Source organism: Streptomyces sp. NPDC111606, assembly GCF_055656945.1.
This window is the reverse complement of the sequence record NZ_JBVKBY010000017.1, coordinates 55839-72710: the sequence shown is the minus strand read 5'-3', so window position 1 is coordinate 72710 and position 16872 is coordinate 55839. Positions and strand designations below refer to the sequence as shown.

Annotated in this window: 18 protein-coding genes and 1 pseudogene; 16 read left to right on the top strand and 3 right to left on the bottom strand. The window is 67.8% G+C overall.

Features of this window, described 5'->3' with window-relative positions; translation table 11 throughout:
- Positions 1–11 precede the first annotated feature (11 nt).
- From ACZ7M7_RS41165 to ACZ7M7_RS41145, 5 genes and pseudogenes are all read left to right on the top strand, one after another.
- Positions 12–385 (top strand): annotated as a pseudogene (locus ACZ7M7_RS41165) (transposase); the annotation flags it as partial.
- A gap of 231 nt (positions 386–616) precedes the next feature.
- Positions 617–1102 (top strand): hypothetical protein, encoded by a 486-nt coding sequence (locus ACZ7M7_RS41160; RefSeq protein WP_383616154.1) that lies wholly within the window; start codon positions 617–619, stop codon positions 1100–1102.
- Positions 1103–1736: 634 nt separating this feature from the next.
- Positions 1737–2264 (top strand): carbonic anhydrase family protein, encoded by a 528-nt coding sequence (locus ACZ7M7_RS41155; protein ID WP_383630569.1) that lies wholly within the window; start codon positions 1737–1739, stop codon positions 2262–2264.
- 414 nt (positions 2265–2678) lie between these two features.
- Positions 2679–2801 (top strand): hypothetical protein, encoded by a 123-nt coding sequence (locus ACZ7M7_RS41150; RefSeq protein ID WP_472126248.1) that lies wholly within the window; start codon positions 2679–2681, stop codon positions 2799–2801.
- A gap of 13 nt (positions 2802–2814) precedes the next feature.
- The gene (locus ACZ7M7_RS41145; protein ID WP_472126246.1) at positions 2815–3492 is read left to right on the top strand and encodes a hypothetical protein; all 678 of its coding nucleotides are present in this window, start codon (positions 2815–2817) and stop codon (positions 3490–3492) included.
- A gap of 259 nt (positions 3493–3751) precedes the next feature.
- On the opposite strand, the gene ACZ7M7_RS41140 is transcribed toward ACZ7M7_RS41145, so the two are convergent.
- The 3 genes from ACZ7M7_RS41140 to ACZ7M7_RS41130 all read right to left on the bottom strand — a co-directional run bounded on the left by ACZ7M7_RS41140 (position 3752) and on the right by ACZ7M7_RS41130 (position 5165).
- On the bottom strand, positions 3752–4153 hold the full coding sequence (locus ACZ7M7_RS41140; protein ID WP_472126243.1) for an SMI1/KNR4 family protein: 402 nt from the start codon (positions 4151–4153) through the stop codon (positions 3752–3754).
- Positions 4154–4343: 190 nt separating this feature from the next.
- On the bottom strand, positions 4344–4565 hold the full coding sequence (locus ACZ7M7_RS41135; RefSeq protein WP_472126240.1) for a hypothetical protein: 222 nt from the start codon (positions 4563–4565) through the stop codon (positions 4344–4346).
- Between the two features lie 225 nt (positions 4566–4790).
- A complete protein-coding gene (locus ACZ7M7_RS41130; protein WP_472126297.1) occupies positions 4791–5165 on the bottom strand; it encodes a transposase in 375 nt (124 codons plus the stop codon).
- A 342-nt stretch (positions 5166–5507) separates the two neighbouring features.
- On the opposite strand from ACZ7M7_RS41130, the gene ACZ7M7_RS41125 reads away from it, so the two are divergent.
- The 11 genes from ACZ7M7_RS41125 (at position 5508) to ACZ7M7_RS41075 (ending at position 16854) form a co-directional block, all read left to right on the top strand.
- Positions 5508–6548, top strand: coding sequence for an RNA polymerase sigma factor (locus tag ACZ7M7_RS41125; protein WP_472126238.1), 1041 nt, complete (start codon positions 5508–5510; stop codon positions 6546–6548).
- A 141-nt stretch (positions 6549–6689) separates the two neighbouring features.
- Positions 6690–7637, top strand: a complete 948-nt coding sequence (locus ACZ7M7_RS41120; protein WP_472126235.1) for an ABC transporter ATP-binding protein — start codon at positions 6690–6692, stop codon at positions 7635–7637.
- A complete protein-coding gene (locus ACZ7M7_RS41115) occupies positions 7634–8404 on the top strand; it encodes an MlaE family ABC transporter permease (RefSeq protein ID WP_383616130.1) in 771 nt (256 codons plus the stop codon). Before ACZ7M7_RS41120 ends, ACZ7M7_RS41115 begins: the two co-directional genes overlap by 4 nt.
- Positions 8405–8407: 3 nt before the next feature.
- Entirely contained in the window at positions 8408–9223 is an 816-nt protein-coding gene (locus ACZ7M7_RS41110) for an MlaE family ABC transporter permease (protein ID WP_472126232.1), read from the top strand.
- A gap of 8 nt (positions 9224–9231) precedes the next feature.
- A complete protein-coding gene (locus tag ACZ7M7_RS41105; RefSeq protein ID WP_472126229.1) occupies positions 9232–10473 on the top strand; it encodes an MCE family protein in 1242 nt (413 codons plus the stop codon).
- Positions 10470–11522: an MCE family protein gene (locus tag ACZ7M7_RS41100; protein ID WP_472126226.1), complete on the top strand. Its 1053-nt coding sequence runs from the start codon at positions 10470–10472 to the stop codon at positions 11520–11522. Before ACZ7M7_RS41105 ends, ACZ7M7_RS41100 begins: the two co-directional genes overlap by 4 nt.
- Complete coding sequence (locus tag ACZ7M7_RS41095) at positions 11519–12679, top strand: MCE family protein (RefSeq protein ID WP_472126223.1); 1161 nt, start codon at positions 11519–11521, stop codon at positions 12677–12679. The genes ACZ7M7_RS41100 and ACZ7M7_RS41095 overlap by 4 nt, the downstream gene beginning before the upstream one ends.
- 26 nt (positions 12680–12705) lie before the next feature.
- The gene (locus tag ACZ7M7_RS41090) at positions 12706–13812 is read left to right on the top strand and encodes an MCE family protein (protein WP_472126294.1); all 1107 of its coding nucleotides are present in this window, start codon (positions 12706–12708) and stop codon (positions 13810–13812) included.
- Entirely contained in the window at positions 13809–15131 is a 1323-nt protein-coding gene (locus tag ACZ7M7_RS41085; RefSeq protein ID WP_472126221.1) for an MCE family protein, read from the top strand. The genes ACZ7M7_RS41090 and ACZ7M7_RS41085 overlap by 4 nt, the downstream gene beginning before the upstream one ends.
- Entirely contained in the window at positions 15128–16366 is a 1239-nt protein-coding gene (locus tag ACZ7M7_RS41080) for an MCE family protein (RefSeq protein WP_472126219.1), read from the top strand. The genes ACZ7M7_RS41085 and ACZ7M7_RS41080 overlap by 4 nt, the downstream gene beginning before the upstream one ends.
- Complete coding sequence (locus ACZ7M7_RS41075) at positions 16363–16854, top strand: hypothetical protein (protein ID WP_472126291.1); 492 nt, start codon at positions 16363–16365, stop codon at positions 16852–16854. Before ACZ7M7_RS41080 ends, ACZ7M7_RS41075 begins: the two co-directional genes overlap by 4 nt.
- The last annotated feature ends 18 nt before the right edge of the window (positions 16855–16872 follow it).

Sequence of the window (16872 nt, the reverse complement as noted above, 5' to 3'; positions counted from 1 at the left end):
CGCTCCGGGCTACCGCGCTCTTCCAGCCCATCGCGGAGCTCGAGCGCACCCAACTGGACACCGTCGCCCACATGCTCGGTACTCAGTGCCCCAAGGTCAGGGTCACGCTGCTGGACGCGAAGGAGGACCTGACCGCGTTCGCGGACTTCCCGCCAAGGCAATGGAAGAAGATCCAGTCGACAAACCGGCTGGAGCGGATCAGCCGGGAGATCAAGCGCAGGACCGACGTCGTCCAGGTCTTCCCCAACGACGACGCCCTGCTGTGGCTGGTCACCGCCCTGCTCTGCGGGCTCCACGACGAATGGATCGCCTTCCCCGCCGCTACTTCCCCGAAGGCAGCATGGACGAGCTCTCCCGTGAACTCCCCGCAGGCGCCCCGGCGTGACCGAACACCACCGACTTGACCGCCAGTTGATCCGTAACACCACGACGAGGGGCACCATCTCATCAAGTCTGAAGGGCATTCACCCCCCCCGCTTCAGCACACCCTGACAAGTGTCAGGACCGTGGTCCTGTCCCCCATGGTTGCCTAACAGCGGCGCCGCCGGGGTTCGGCACGCGGTGCCCACAGCTTGAGCTGTACTCGCTGTTCGTCGCCCAAGGGGAAGGCATCGTCATGACCAGACGTGCAATTGCCAAAGTAGCCAGCACTGCCGTCGCCGGCGTACTGCTGGCAGGCGGAGTTACCGTAGCTATGCCAGGTACGGCACTGGCGGCCCGGTCTGATTGTGAGCGTGGAGCCAACGGCTTCCGCGACATCTCCGACAGTCTGGTTGGTGTCCCTGCTGGCCCGGCGGACAAAATGCTGCGCCCCTCCGACCCGCAAGGGCTCGTTGGGCGCATCAGTCTGCGAGCTGCCAGGATCGACGGTCAGATCCACGGATTCGCCGCGCTCGCGGTCCCGCGTGCAGGAGACGAGATCTGGATGGACTGGACGCTGAACGGCAGGGATGTCCACGTCCAGTGCGGACCCTTTAAGGCAGGCCGCGACGGCCATCCGCTGACCAGCGCCGCGAAAGTGACGGACAACAGCCCGAACTACCGGTTCCGCGCCTGCGGCGGCGGGGGCGGCCAGGCGGTGCAGTGCACGGACTGGTGGTAGCCAGACCTGCAGACCAACCATCGCGCCCCGGCATCAGTGGATGCCGGGGCGCGATGTTGTACTACGACCTGTCAACGCTGAGCTGACGTGGTGAGGAAGGCTGGCTCCGTCTCATTCACCCCCGTCCCGATCCGTGGCGCGGCGGCATACAGCCGCTCATCAGCTCTCAGCCGTCCCAGAAGTAACACCCTGGTGCCTCAAGATTTCGCCGGTCTGGGCAAAGGTCTTTCAGCCGTCGCCGGTCCTCACGTGTTCGTCAAGGCCGTGCCGTCCGAAGTCAGTACTCCAGGTGACCTTTGGTGTTCAGAGCGGCAGGCAGGGGAGCTATGCAGTGATCATGTGCCCGGCCGTCCGCCTGCCGACACGAAGGTGTTCGCTCATGTCCCTCACCGCGCCCGTTCCATCCGCATCCGGCACTCCGGCGCCGTCGCTGTCACAGAGCCCAGTCGACATTCGCCCGCAGGCTACCGACGTTTCGGTCCTAACGCCGCTGCGGTTCCACCACCCGGCAACGCTCACCATGCGTCTGCACTTCGACGATCCGCGGCGTCATCGGCACGGCAGCGGCCCAACCAGCGGTGGGCAGAGCGCCGATGGCGCACCTGCCGACTGCGTCCGGGATGACGAGGGAGCGGTGAAGGCCGAGCCGCCGCCGGGACAGGAGTGCCGGCTAACCATCGGCGCTGACGTGTACATCCTGGCGGACGTGCACTGGCACACGCCTTCCGAGCACACCGTCGGCGGTGTCGCGTTGCCGATGGAGCAGCACATGAAGTACGTACGGTCCGTCGAGGACGGAACCGTGTCCGGGGAGAGCGGCAGCGAGTATGCGGTGGTCGGCGTCTTCGTCCATCCTGGGGAGCCGAACGGCCCCTTGGACCGGCTGCTCAGCTCGGCGCGCCGAGGCGCAGACCTCTGGGACGTTCCCGGAGTGGAGCTCGACGCGCTACTGCCGACGTGCACCGAGTCCTACCGCTATCTCGGGTCCACCACCGTCTGCCCCTACCTCCCGGGTGTCCGCTGGTCGGTGCTGACCCACCCCGTACAGGCTTCCGCCGCCGCGCTGAACCACTACCGCAAGGTCTTCCCCCGGGGCAATGCCCGCGCGGTGCAGCCCCTCGGGCACAGGCGGATCGAGAGCGACCGGCATCGCTGGTGGTAGCAGTTGGCAAGATCCGGCTGCAGGAGCTGGTGGAATTGGCAACGGCCTAGTGGTACGTCCTTGTCGCGGCGACCGTCTCCGGGGGTGTTGAGTCCGTCTCAACTACCCTCAGAAGACGCGCAGGTTGCAATCCTGAACTTCGCGTGAGGATGTGCCTCTGGGTGGCGAGGTGTCAGCCTCCGCGTTTCGTTCCCGAGGGATCGGTGCGGCATACGGCCGGCTCCTGCGCACCCCGCTACATCTGTGCTGTTGCGGTCAGCTCCGGGGACGGGCTGCGGGAGCCGTAGGACGACCAGCTCGATGGTGGCCAGTACTTGTGGCAGTTCGGATCGAAGGCAACAGTCTCCTGGTCGCAGCCAGCGGGCGTTCATGATGGTGGCCCGGTCCCAGGCCGTCGTCGGTACCATCCTCGTCATGTCTTCTGACGACGTGCCAGGATCCCCGGCGCTGGTCGTGGCTGCAGTTGTGATCGATGCGCTGCAGGCCGCCGTCCGGCACATGCAGCCCGCCGGAAGGAACCAGCAGGACCGGTCGTAGGGAGAGGAAACTCGTGGTGCGGGAGTGCTGGTTCTGCGGGAATGCCACACCGGCGTCGTGGCACGACCGCGTCCTGGGGCTGCACCAGGGCGCCGCCACCACCATGACCCCATGGATCGTTGTCCTGCGCACCAAGTGGCGACAGGAAGTCGTGCAAGTGCCGCGCTGTGCCCGCTGCCACACCGGTCATCAGATCGAGCAGACCGCGGCGGTGCTCTCCATAGCCGCGTTAATCGCCTACGCCGCCAGCGGCCGGCTGGACCAACTCCTCTGCATTCTGGAGGCTTCGGCCAAAGAGCGGACGGTCGCGGCGATCTGGGCGGCCGTGGCCTGCCTGCCGGGACTCACCTGGGTCGCCATCAGGCAGGGTTGGCTGCCTGGGCGGCGCCTGGCACCCCGCCGCCTGGGCCATGCCCGCCATCACCCGGAGTTCATCCGGCTCCTGGACGAGGACTGGAAACCCAGGCCGGGCCCCTTCCCCTACTGGGGAAACCCGGGGAATCCTCATCACCCTCCCCCGCCGAGCAGATTCCGGCGACTTATCGGACGCGTCATCGACCTGGTGGGAACAGCCTGCGTCATCGGCATCCCCATCTCCTGCTTTCAGGGCTACGAGGAACTGGCCGGAGGTCTCATCGCCGCGGCGGCAGGGCTGTTCTTCCTCTCTTCGAAGATCAAACCCGACAACTAGACGCCGCCTTCGAAGCCCCTCTCTTGCCGTCGGCCGGCCAGCTCGTCGGTTGCGACGACTTGTGGCAGTTCGGATCGACGATGCAGCAGGCACTACCTGCCGGTGGCCATGGCTGCACGGCCATGAACTGGTGCCGACGCCGATGGCCTCGCCAAAGCCAGGTCTCGTAGTTCATCTGCAGCTACCTGGCGATTGGGCTCGCCAAGATGGATTTGTTCACGAGTTTCGGGATCAGGCAAGAAATCCGTGAGGACGCATGTCAGGAGAGCGAGGGCTCAGAGTCGTCCCATTTCCATCCGGTTTCGGGGAAATGCTCAAGCAGGGAAGAGAACGAGGTTGCCTGGTGGATGGCGGACGACCAGTCCTGAGCGGAGACGTCGAGCAGGACCAGAGTCGGGGGTTCCTGCCGAAAGTCATAGGTGAGCATTTCGCGGCTTCCGTCCCCGCCGATGACGACGCTCCCCGGGAAGCGTTCCTGGAAGTCGCCAGCCTCGTTGACTTCGATGAGTTTCGAAATAGCGTTGATCATCAGGAAGTCGTCGACAGGAGGAACGAACCGGGCCATACTCCCTTCCGTGGCCAGGAAGTGTCGGTAGTCCTCGGGAAAGCGGACTCCGAATTGGCGCTCGGCCTGCGTGATCTGGTCGTCGTTTGAACTCATGAAGCCGTTCTATCAAGGCCGGTCATGCCTGGTGGCGGTGGTGCTAGAGCTGCGGTGGCAGGACTCGCTTCCGGAGGAGGGGAAGTTTCACTCGTCCGAACATCTGCCGTTTGATCATCTTCATGTGGTTGGCCCGTCCTCCCACCGGACCGGAGTTCCAGCAGGTGGTCAGGCCCTGGACGACGGCGTCTCAGTCCTTCTCCAAGGCGGTGGCGAATGTGTGCAGTCCGGGCAGATCCTCGGCGCGGGCTGCGGCGATCCAGGCTTTGATGTGTTGGCCAGAGCGTGTTGTGAGGATCTCGGCGAATGCGCGGACGTGCCCATGGAGGGCGGTGAGTTCTGGGCACTGGGCGAGGACGGTCGTGAACTGCCGACGTTCTTCGTCGCCCAGATGGTTGGGGTGGCGCATCATGCAGCCAGTGATCTGCCTGACGCCAGGTGGTGCGGGGGGCGACGACGCGGATGTGGCGGCGCCTCGGGCGCAGGTAGTCGCCAATCGTCTGGTAGCTGCCGCCGTAGCCCAGGTCCTGGAGCTCCGCGTGGAGGTGGAGCGCGTTGGTGAAGCCTTCGGCCCAGCGTTTGTCCAAGTGGGGCTTGTAGGGGTAGATCTGACTGGGCCGGGGCTGGTGTCGTCCGCTCAGGAGCTTTTCGGTGGCGGAGGCACGAGCGGTGCGGCGGACGGTGTTGCCGCCCATGGGCAGTTCCCGGGCGATCTCACGGATGCCGTGCCCCTGGGCCAGCAGACTATGGACGGTTGCGTGCCGGTCGCGGATACGCGCCTCGATCGGCGACATCTCTTCTCGGCATCAGCATGGTCGGTGACGGCATCGTTCGGCAGGCCGTCAGCCCTGCTGGCTGCTGTCTTGAGGCAGTTGCTGTGCCGGCGCACGCTGCGTTCGACGGCGGTGCCGAGGTTCTGCCAGAGGTGGAAGCGGTCGGCGACCTGGATCGCGTTCGGGGCGCCGGTGCGGGCGCCGTCTGCGTAAGAACCGGCCCGGTCACGGCAGACGATCTAGGGTCCGGGATGGTCACGCAGCCACCTGGCCAGGGTTGCAGCGTCGCGGCCGGGCAGCAGGTCGACAGGCTGGCCGGTCTCGCAGGTGCAGCGCCTCGGTGTGGCCGCTGGGTGGCGAAGTCACCGACTCCCAGCACCCTCGGAACGGTCAGGCAGGATCGGGCAGGGCCATCACCGCCCGTAACAGGGTCGACCGGCTCGCCTGGCCGGTGAAGCCCCTCTGACCAGTAACAGCGCGGACTCGATGACAGCCGCCCCCTCCACACCGCGGATACTCGGCGGTAATGTCGCCCCCCGCCGGACGGCACGAGACCGGTGAGTGAGAGCGAAGGGGCCCTCATGGGGACAGAGACGCCTGCGGACATAGCCGCAGGGACACCTGCGGCTATGCACGCCGCCGCCGACCGTTGGCAGCGCATGTGGAGCCACCGCGAGCAGTTGCTCAAGGTGGCCCGGCGCAGGTCGATGAGTGCGGAGGACGCCGAGGACGCGGTGCACGAGGCGATGCTGCGCGCCGCCGAGCGCCCCGACCTGGACGACGAGCGGCTCGCGGCGTGGCTGACAACGGTGACGATGCGGCTGTGCGTCGACCGCTACCGGCAGGTGAACCGTGAGGCCCAGGTGCACACCAGCCCGACCCTCACCTCCCCCGGCCCGGTGCCCGTCGAGGAGGCGGTGTGCGACCGGGCCGAGGCGAAGTGGCTGGCGGTCCGCAGCGGTGAGCTGCCCGCTCGGCAGGCCGAGGCGCTGCGGCTGAAGTCGGAGGATCTCGACGTCGGCCAGGTCGCCGCCCGGATGGGGCTGAACTACCGGACCGTCGAGTCGCTGCTGGCCCGGGCGCGGCGGACGCTGCGTCAGTCGCTGGCCGCGACGCTCGGGTGCGCGCTGTTCCTGATCGGGCGGCCGCGGGGCAGCGGCAAGGTGCAGGCCGTGGCGGTTGCTTCCACGGCGGCGACGCTGGCGGTGGCGGGGTTCGTACTGCCGTACACGCTCGACGGGGGCGGAGGCGAGGGCGGTACTGCTCCGCGGCCCATTGTTGCTTCGCCGGGTGTGGAGGACTTGCGGCCGGACAGCAGCGCTGGGGACAGGGCTCCTCAGGGGAACCGGACCACGGCCTCGGCAGCCGAACCGAAGGCGACCGGGTCGCCGTCGGGAGAATCGTTCCGGCCGCTGTCTGTGCCGTCGCTGCCGGAAGTGGCGGTGCCGAAGGTCTCGATGTCCCCGCTGCCAGTGCTGTCCGCGCCGGAGGTGCCACGCGTGCCCGAGGTACCGGGACGGCCCGAGGTGCCGGAACTGCCCGAGACCCCAGGTCTGCCGGTCGAGCCCCCCGCCGTGCCGTCCGAGTCGCTGCCGCTCCCCACGGCGCCCCCGCAGCCGTAACTCCGATCAAACAGTCGTAGACCCACCCCCCCCCCGCCCCGAATCCCGCTCGAAAAAAATCCACCACCCGAGCGACGGACGCCCCGCCCCTCCCCGTAGAGCAGATGTCAGAGCTGCTCCATGGGCTGAAGGGTGGACCGGATGGGTGTCGAGATCTGTGTGGAAGGGCTGACCAAGTCCTTCGGTCGCCAGGTCATCTGGCAGGACGTCTCACTGACGCTGCCCGCCGGGGAGGTCTCGGTCATGCTCGGCCCGTCGGGTACGGGCAAGTCGGTGTTCCTGAAGACGCTCGTCGGACTGCTGAAGCCGGAGCGAGGATCGATCACGATCCAGGGCCGGGACATCACCAAGCTCCGCGAGCACGATCTGTACGAGGTGCGGAAGCTCTTCGGCGTGCTGTTCCAGGACGGCGCGCTGTTCGGCTCGATGAACCTGTACGACAACATCGCCTTCCCGCTGCGCGAGCACACGCGTAAGTCCGAGAGCGAGGTCCGGCGCATCGTGCTGGACAAGATGGACATGGTCGGGCTGATCGGTGCCGAGGGAAAGCTGCCCGGCGAGATCTCCGGCGGGATGCGGAAGCGGGCGGGACTGGCCCGGGCTCTGGTGCTCGACCCGGAGATCATTCTTTTCGACGAACCCGACTCGGGCCTCGACCCGGTCCGCGTCGCCTACCTCAACCAGCTCATCGTCGACCTGAACGCCCAGATCGACGCGACCTTCCTGATCGTCACGCACGACATCTCCTCCGCCCGCCAGGTGCCGGACAACATCGGGCTGCTGTTCCGCCGCGAGCTGGTGACGTTCGGGCCGCGCGAGGAACTGCTGACCAGCAACGAGCCCGTTGTGCGGCAGTTCTTGAACGGCCGCATGCAGGGCCCCATCGGCATGGCGGAGGAGAAGGACGCCGCACAGGTCGAGCAGGAGCTGGCCGCCCTCGGCGACGACGCCAAGGGCACAGAGTCTCCCGGCAGCCGGACTCCGACCCCCCGCCTGCTGCCGGGACCGGGTGTCCCCCGGTCTCCCCGCTGGGAAGCGATCGCCCGACGTGAGGCCGCGCTGCACCAGAAGACGGTGGTCGGCGCATGAGCTTTTCACCGATCGGAGCGCTGCGGCACTCGGGGAGCCTGTTCGCGATGGCGCTGGACGTCGCCCGGACGATTCCGCGGCGGCCCTTCCAGGCAAGGGAGTTCATCCAGCAGGCATGGTTCATCGCGAGTGTGACGATCCTTCCGACGGCCCTGGTCTCCATCCCCTTCGGCGCGGTCATCGCGCTGCAGATCGGCAGCCTCACGCGACAGCTCGGTGCCCAGTCCTTCTCGGGCGCCGCCTCCGTGCTGGCCGTGCTGCGCGAGGCCTCGCCGATCGTCACCGCGCTGCTGATCGCGGGCGCCGGCGGCACGGCGATCTGCGCGGACCTCGGGGCGCGGAAGATCCGCGACGAGATCGACGCGATGCAGGTGCTGGGCATCGATCCCATCCACCGGCTGGTCGTGCCGCGGGTGCTGGCATCGATGCTGGTCGCGGTCCTGCTCAACGGCCTTGTGTCGGTGGTCGGCGTGGCAGGCGGCTACTTCTTCAACGTCGTCCTGCAGAACGGCACTCCGGGCGCCTACCTCGCTTCCTTCACCACTCTCGCCCAGCTCTCCGACCTGTGGGCGGCCGAGATCAAGGCACTCGTCTTCGGCGCAATCGCCGCGATCGTCGCCTCGTACAAGGGACTGACCGCGAAAGGCGGACCGAAGGGTGTGGGCGACGCGGTGAACCAGTCGGTGGTGATCACCTTCATGTTGCTGTTCGTGACCAACTTCGTGATGACCGCGGTGTACTTCCAGGTCGTTCCGCAGAGGGGTTAGCCGATGAGACTTCTCGACCGCCCTCTGCGCTCTCTGGAAGCGCTGGGCACCCAACTCACCTTCTACGGCCGCTCGTTGGCATGGACCGGACGCACCCTGCGCCGCTACAAGAAGGAGATCCTCCGGCTCCTGGCCGAGGTGAGCTTCGGCCGGGGCGCGCTGGCGGTGGTGGGCGGCACGGTCGGCGTGATCGCCTTCCTGTCCTTCTTCACCGGCACCGAAGTCGGCCTCCAGGGCTACGCGGCCCTCAACCAGCTCGGCACCTCCAACTTCGTCGCGTTCCTCTCGGCGTACTTCAACACCCGCGAGATCGCCCCGCTGGTGGCCGGACTCGCCCTGTCCGCGACCGTCGGCGCCGGGTTCACGGCCCAGCTGGGTGCGATGCGGATCAGCGAGGAGACCGACGCGCTCGAAGTGATGGGCGTGCCCTCGCTGCCGTTCCTGGTGACGACGAGGATGATCGCCGGATTCGTCGCGGTGATCCCGCTGTACGTGATCGGCCTGCTGTCCTCCTACGTCGCCGCCCGCACCATCACAACGGTCTACTACGGCCAGTCGGCCGGCACCTACGACCACTACTTCCAGCAGTACCTGCCACCGGTCGACGTGTTGTGGTCCTTCGGCAAAGTGCTCGTCTTCGCCGTCCTGATCATCCTCGTCCACTGCTTCTACGGCTACTACGCCAGCGGTGGCCCGGCGGGCGTCGGCGTGGCAGTGGGCCGTGCGGTGCGGACCTCGATCGTGGCGATCAACGTCCTCGACTTCTTCCTGTCGCTCGCGATATGGGGCGCCAGCACGACCGTACGGATTGCGGGGTGAGCCGCCGGATGAGGGTGCTGAGACTGCGGTTGTACGGCGTCGTCTTCATCGCCGTACTCGCATTGCTGCTGGGGCTGTCGGTCGCGGTCTACCGGCAGGTGTTCACGCCGGCGGTGCGGATCACGCTGGAGGCCGACAGTCTGGGCAACCAGCTCGATCCGCGGGCCGACGTCAAGCTGCGCGGGCTGCTGGTCGGCGAGGTGCGCGAGGTGCGAGCGGACGGGACGAAGGCGACGCTCGACATCGCGCTCAAGCCGGAGCATGTCGCGTACATTCCCTCCGACGTACACGCGCGCCTGCTGCCCAAGACGCTTTTCGGCGAGAAGTACGTCGACCTGGTGCCGCCCGCCGGTTCGTCCGCCCGTCCCATCCGTGCCGGCGACGTCATTGCCCAGGACCGCACCCGTGCCGGCATCGAGGTGCAGCAGCTCATGAACGACCTGCTGCCCCTGCTGCGAACCGTCGAGCCCGGCAAGCTCAACGCCACCCTCTCCGCGTTCGCAACGGCCCTCGAAGGCCGCGGCGACCGGATCGGCGACAACCTCACGCGCCTGGAGGCCTACCTGCGCCGCCTCAACCCCCACCTGCCCTCCCTCACCGAGGACATCGCCCGCTTCGCCGAGGTCGCCGAGATATACGGCGACGCGGCGCCCGACCTGATGGAGATCCTGCGCAACACGGTCACCACCAGCCGCACGATCGTCGAGCAGAAGGACCGGCTGGCAGCGGCGTTGAGGACGACAGCGACCGTCGCGGGCACGGCGGAGGACTTCCTCGACGCGAACGGCGACCGGCTCATCACCCTCGGCCGGGTCTCCCGCCCGACGCTTGAGCTGTTCGCCCGCTACTCCCCCGAGTACCCGTGTCTGCTGGCCGGTCTGGTCCGGCAGGAGAAGGCCTCGGAGGAGGCGTTCCGGGGAGGCAAGATGCACATCACGCTGGAGGCCGTGCGGCCGCAGGGTGCCTATGAACCGGGCGAGGAGCCGCGGTACGGCGAGCGGTCGGGGCCCCACTGCCGTGATCTGCCGAGTCCGCCGGTGCCGGCTCCCGGGGCCCACCTCAACGACGGTTCGAAGTCCGAGGGTTCCTCCTCGGACGGCCCGCTCGGTGTGTCCGCCACGCGAGCCGAGCAGCAGACCGTCGGCTCACTCGTCGCGCCCGCACTGGGGGTGCCCGCAGACGAGGTGCCGCCGGTCGCGACACTGCTGTTCGGGCCGCTGGCGCGCGGGACGGCGGTGAGTGTGGCATGAGGACCGCAGGCGCGCGGCAGACCGCTGCTCCCCTCATCAAGTTCAGCGTTTTCGCGCTGGTGACCATCCTGACCACGGCCCTCCTCGCCGCCACCATCGTGAACATCTCCTTCACCCCCGAGCATCGCTATCGCGCGGTGTTCAGCGACGTCACCGGCCTGGAGGAGGGCGACGACATCCGCGTCGCCGGAGTACGGGTCGGCGAGGTCGAGGGCATCCGGATCAAGGACCGGACGCTGGCCGAGGTCACCTTCACGGTCGGCCAGGACGGCCCGCTGCTGACCAGCACGGGCGCGGTCATCCGGTACCGCAACCTGGTCGGGCAACGGTATGTCGCGCTGACCGAGGGCACGGGCGACGGCACCCGGCTGCTGCGGCCCGGCGCGACGATCCCACTGGCGCGCACGCAACCGGCGTTGGACCTCAACGCGCTGCTCAACGGCTTCAAGCCCCTGTTCGCCGCGCTCAGCCCGAAGGACGTCAACCAGCTCGCCACCGAGATCATCAAGACCCTCCAGGGCGAGGGCGGCACCGTCAACAGCCTGCTCGTCCACACGGCGTCGCTCACCTCGACGCTGGCCGGCCGCGATCAGCTGATCGGCTCGGTGATCGACAACCTCAACACCGTGCTGAAGACGCTCGACAAACGCGGAACCCGTTTCTCCGGCCTCCTCAAGCAGCTGCGCCGGGTCATCTCGGGCCTGTCCGCCGACCGCAAGCCCATCGGGGAGTCGCTGGTGGGCATCGGCGATCTGACCGAGGCCACCTCGGGACTGCTGAAGGACGCGCGTCCACCGCTGAAGGACGACATCGCCGAGCTGACCGAGCTCACCGGAACGCTGAACGACAACGAGAAGACCGTGGAGGGCGTCCTGAAGCGGCTGCCGAACAAGCTCAATGAGCTGACGGGGACGGCGTCCTACGGCTCGTGGTTCAACTTCTACCTGTGCGACTTCGACGGGCGGATCGTACTGCCGAAGACGAAGTCGACGTCACAGCAGGTACTCACGCCTGATCTGCATGTGGCGAGGGCGAGGTGCGGGGCATGAGCCGCAAGCAAGGTCCCGAGCCGCTGTTCAAGGTACGCGTGGAGCCACCACGGCTGCCGAGGATACGTTTGCCGAAAATACGGCTCCTGCCGCACCGCAGGCCGCGTCCACAGCCGCTGTTCAAGGTGCGCGTCGAGCCGCCCAAGCTGCCGAAGCTGCGGATCCGTCGACCACGCCTCATCCCCTTCCGCGACCGCAACCCCGTCGTCATCGGCGCCGTCGGCCTCACCGCCCTCGCCCTGCTGGCCGTGGCCGCGTTCAACGCCGACCGCCTGCCGGTGATCGGCGCCGGCGAGACGTACAGCGCGGCCTTCGCGGAGGCGGGCGGGCTCAAGCCCGGTGACGAGGTGCGGGTCGCCGGGGTCAAGGTCGGCAAGGTCGAGGAGGTCGACCTGGATGGCGGCCACGTCAAGATCACCTTCAAGATCAAGGGCGAACCGGGCTTCGGGACGGAGACCGGCGCGTCGATCCGGGTCAAGACGATCCTTGGCGCGAAGTACCTCGCACTGCACCCCAAGGGCAGGGGCCAGTTGGCACCCGGCAGCGAGATACCGCTGAAACGCACGGTCCCCGCATACGACGTCGTACAGGCATTCAGCGACCTCACCACGACATCGGAGAAGGTCGACACCGACCGCGTGGCCAAGGCCCTGGACACCATCTCGACGACCTTCGAGGACTCCCCCGCCGAGGTGCGGGCATCTCTCAAGGGCCTGTCGCAGATCTCCCGGACGGTGGCCTCCCGCGACAAGGCGCTGCGCGAGCTGCTCGGCCACGCCAAAGGCGTCACGGGCGTACTGGCCGACCGATCCGACGACTTCACCACCCTGGTCAAGGACGGCGACAAGCTGTTCAAAGAGATCAGCAAGCGACGCGAGGCGATCCACCGACTGCTGAAGAGCTCAGCCGCGCTCGGCATCCAGCTCTCCGGCCTGGTCCAGGACAACGACAAGGAGATCGGGCCCGCGCTCAAGGGCCTGAACCGCGTGGTGACGATGCTCGAACGGAACCAATCCAGTCTGGACCGGAGCATCAAGCTCCTTGCGCCCTACGTGCGGCTCTTCACCAACACCCTCGGCAACGGCCGCTGGTTCGACTCATACGTCCAGAACCTGGTCGCGGCTCCGGTGGTGCCGCGGACGGGAGGGGGGCAGTGAACATCCCTGTCAGGCTGAGAAAGCGACTGGCCCTGCTCACCGCGCTGTCCCTCGTCGCCGCGCTTACGTACGTCCTGTGGCCACGCCCCGAGCCGGTCCGCGTCACGGCGTACTTCCCGCGCACGGTCGGCATCTACCCCGGTTCGGACGTCCGTGTCCTGGGCGTACGGATCGGCGAGGTCAAGGAGATCACGCCGGAGGGCGGCAGGGTGCGGGTGGAGCTGGAGTACGAGGCGGACCGCAAGATCCCGGCCGAAGCGCAGGCGGCGATCATCAACTCCTCGGTGGTCAGCGACCGTTATGTGCAGCTGCTACCGGTGTACCGGGGCGGTCCGGTGCTGCGGGACGGGGGCGAGATCCCCGAGTCGCGCACGGCCGTACCGGTCGAGCTGGACCGTATCTTCGACAGCCTGCACACCACGGCCGAGGCGCTCGGCCCCGAGGGCGCCAACAAGGACGGGTCCCTGTCCCGGCTGCTCGGAGTGAGCGCGGACAACCTCGACGGCCAGGGCAAGAACCTCAACCAGACGGTCGAGGACCTCTCGAAGGCAGTGACGACCCTCTCCAACGGCCGCACGGACCTGTTCGGCACGATCCGGAACCTCCAGGTCTTCACGGCGGCGCTGGCGGCCGACGACAAGAGCGTGCGGTCGTTCAACGGCAGCCTCGCGAGAGTCGCCGAGCAACTGGCGGGCGAGCGCAAGGACTTGGCGGCGGCACTGAAGAACCTCGGGACGGCGCTGGGCGACGTGTCCGGCTTCGTGAGGAGGAACAAGAAGTCGCTGACCGAGAACGTGGAGGGGCTGAGCAAGGTGACAAAGGTGCTCGTCACCCAACGGGCCGCGCTGCAGGAGCTGTTGGAGGTGGCCCCGACCGGCATGTCGAACCTCAACAACGCCTACAACCCGTCGGCCGGCACCCTCGACACCCGCAACAACGCCGATCAGGCGCAGGATCCCGCTTCGCTACTGTGCTCGCTGCTCAGGACGACCGGGGACGAGGGCGGAAAGAACCCGGGCTGTAAGGAGTTGGAGAGGCTCTTCGACTCCCTGCCGGAGTTGCCGCAGGACGGCCCGGCGGTCACCGGCACGGTCGACCGCACCCTCGGCGGAATCCTGGGGGCCGGCGCATGAGCGTTCTGCGCGTGAGCGTGCTGCGCCGGGGCGGGACGGCGGCCTGGGCGGCCGTCGGTTCGCTGCTCCTCTCCGGCTGCGAGTTCAACGGTTGGCACGACGTGCAGCTGCCCGGCGGAGCGGCCTCGGACGGCAACGCGTATCACGTCACCGTCGAGTTCCGTGACGTCCTCGACCTGGTGCCGCAGTCGGCGGTGAAGGTCAACAACGTCACCGTGGGCGCGGTGGAGAAGGTGGAGCTGGACGGCTGGCACGCGCGCGTACGCCTCCGGGTCGGCGACTCGGTCGAGCTGCCCGCCAACGCGATCGCGGAGCTACGCCAGACCAGCGTGCTCGGCGAGAAGTACGTGGCGCTGTCCAGGCCGACGGACACCACACCGGTCGGACGCCTCGGCGACGGCGACGCGATCCCGTTGTCCCGCAGCGGCCGCAATCCGGAGATCGAGGAGGTGCTGTCCGCCCTGTCCGCGCTGCTCAACGGTGGTGGAGTGGCGCAGCTCAAGACGATCACCGTGGAGCTGAACAAGGCGCTGGAGGGACGGGAGAACCGGGTCAGGTCGCTACTGAAGGAACTGAACACGTTTCTGGGCGGCCTGGACAAGCAGAAGGGCGACATCGTCCGGGCGCTGAAGGCCGTCGACCGACTCGCCAAGCGCCTCGGCAAGGAGAAGAAGACCATCGCCGACGCCGTGGACGCGATGCCGCCGGCCCTGAAGGTCCTGGCCGACCAGCGGCGCGACCTGACGCGGATGCTCACGGCGTTGTCGAAGCTCGGCAGGACAGGCACCAGGGTGGTCAACGCCTCGCACGACGACACCGTCGCGAATCTGAAGCGGCTGCGCCCGATCCTGCAACAGCTCAACAAGGCCGGCAGCGACCTGCCCAACGCCTTGGAGCTGCTGACCACTTATCCCTTCCCCCGCAACGCGGTGGACGCCATCAAGGGCGACTACGTCAACCTCCACATCACGGCTGACCTCGATCTGGCCGGGATCTACGGCAACTTGACGGAGAAGCCGGGCGGCAGTCGGGGTGGCGACGGGGAGCCCCAGGGGCCCGAGCTCCCGAAGACCCCGGACCTCCCGGACGTACCGGATCTCCCGAGCCTGCCGACCGTGCCGACACCCACCGCGCTCCCGAGCACACCGAACGTGCCGTCGTCGCCCTCGGCACCTTCCGACGGCAATGGCGACCCGCTGTGCCCACCGGTGTGCACCAGCAGCTACAGCGATTACGGCAGTTACGGCACCGGAAGCGACTGGCCGAAGGGGATCGACCTCGCACTGGCCGAGCTGATGCTGAAGGGAGTCCAGCCGTGATCACACGTACGGTCAAGGCCCAGCTTCTGGCCTTCACCACCATCACCGCCGTAGGCGTGTCGTACGTCGGCGCCGAGTACACGGGGCTGGTGGACGAGGTACTGGACCGCGGCTACACGGTCCAGGCGGACTTCACCGAATCCGGGGGCATTTTCCCCGGCGCCGAGGTGACGTATCGCGGGGTGCCGGTGGGCAGGGTGGGCGTGCTGCACCTGACGGGCACCGACGGCGTGTCGGTTGGCCTGGACATCGAGGACGGGGCACCGCGCATCCCGGCGAACACACTCGCCGTGGTGGCGAACCGCTCGGCGGTGGGCGAGCAGTACGTCGACCTGCAACCTCGCAACTCCCACGGACCCTATCTGCTCGACGGCAGCACGATCCCGCGCGAGAGAACACGCGTGCCCCTGCCGACGACGGACCTGATCCTCAGTCTGGACCGCCTGGTGAACTCGGTGGGCAAGGGGGATCTGCAGGTCACGGTCGACGAGTTGGGCGAGGCGTTCGCGGGAACGGGCCCGAATCTCAGCCGTCTGGTGGACTCGGGCAACGAGCTGGTGGAGTCGGCGTCGGAGGCGCTGCCGGAAACGATCGCCCTCATCGAGGACTCACGGAAGGTACTGAAGACACAGGCTGACCAGGGCTCGTCCATCAAGTCGTTCGCAAGCGATCTGGCCACGCTCACGGGGCAGTTGAAGGCGAGCGACGGGGACCTGCGCAGGCTGATCGGCAACGCGAGGCCGGCGGCACAGGAGGTGAACTCGCTGCTGAAGTCGGTGTCGCCGAGGCTCTCGATCCTGCTGGCGAACCTGATCAGCGGCGGCCAGGTGACGATGGCGCGTCTGCCCGGCGTGGAGCAGGCCCTGGTCACCTTCCCGGTGATGGTGGCGGGCAGCTACACGGTCATCCCCGGCGACGGCACCACCCACTTCGGCCTGGTGGTGAACGCCGACGACCCGCCGGCCTGCACGCAGGGCTACGGCACGGCCCGCCGCGACCCCGCCGACACCAGCACGCGCGGGGCGAACACCCACGCCCGCTGCACGCTCCCGCAGGGCAGCGAGTCATCGGTACGAGGCGCACAGAACGCGCCCTACGTGACCCCGTACGACCCGGAGACCGGCACCACCGCCGGCCCGGACGGAAGGGCCGTCGAGATCGGCTCGAAGGGCGGCCAGCAGGCCGTGTTCGGAAAGGAGTCGTGGCAATGGCTACTCGTTGGCCCCATGGCATGAAGAACTTGCGCAGCTCCATTTCACTGACGGCGGGACTCGTCGCCTCGGCGGTCCTGACCACCGCACTCACGACTTGGCTGGCCCTCGGCGTCTACGCCCAGCGCGAAGCGAACCAGGTCCGCCAGGACATCCTGGTCGCGGCCCGCCAGTCAGCGCTGAACTTCACTTCCCTCGACTACCGGCGCTACGACCGTGACAGCGCGAACGTACTGGCAGGCGCGACCGGCGACTTCAAGAAGCAGTTCGCCGCGCAGACGGAGCAGCTGACACGACTCGTCGCGGCGAACAAGTCGGTATCCGAGGGCCAGATTCTGGAGGCAGGCATCGTCCGCTCCGACGAGGACTCTGCCCGCGTCCTGGTCGTCGCCGACAGCAAGGTGACCAACACGGCCGCGCCCCAGGGAGAGTCGCGCACGTATCGCCTGCAACTGAACCTGGTCCACCGGGACGGCCGCTGGCTGACGTCCGACGTCGAGTTCGTCGGCTGACAAGCAACGAGGAGTACG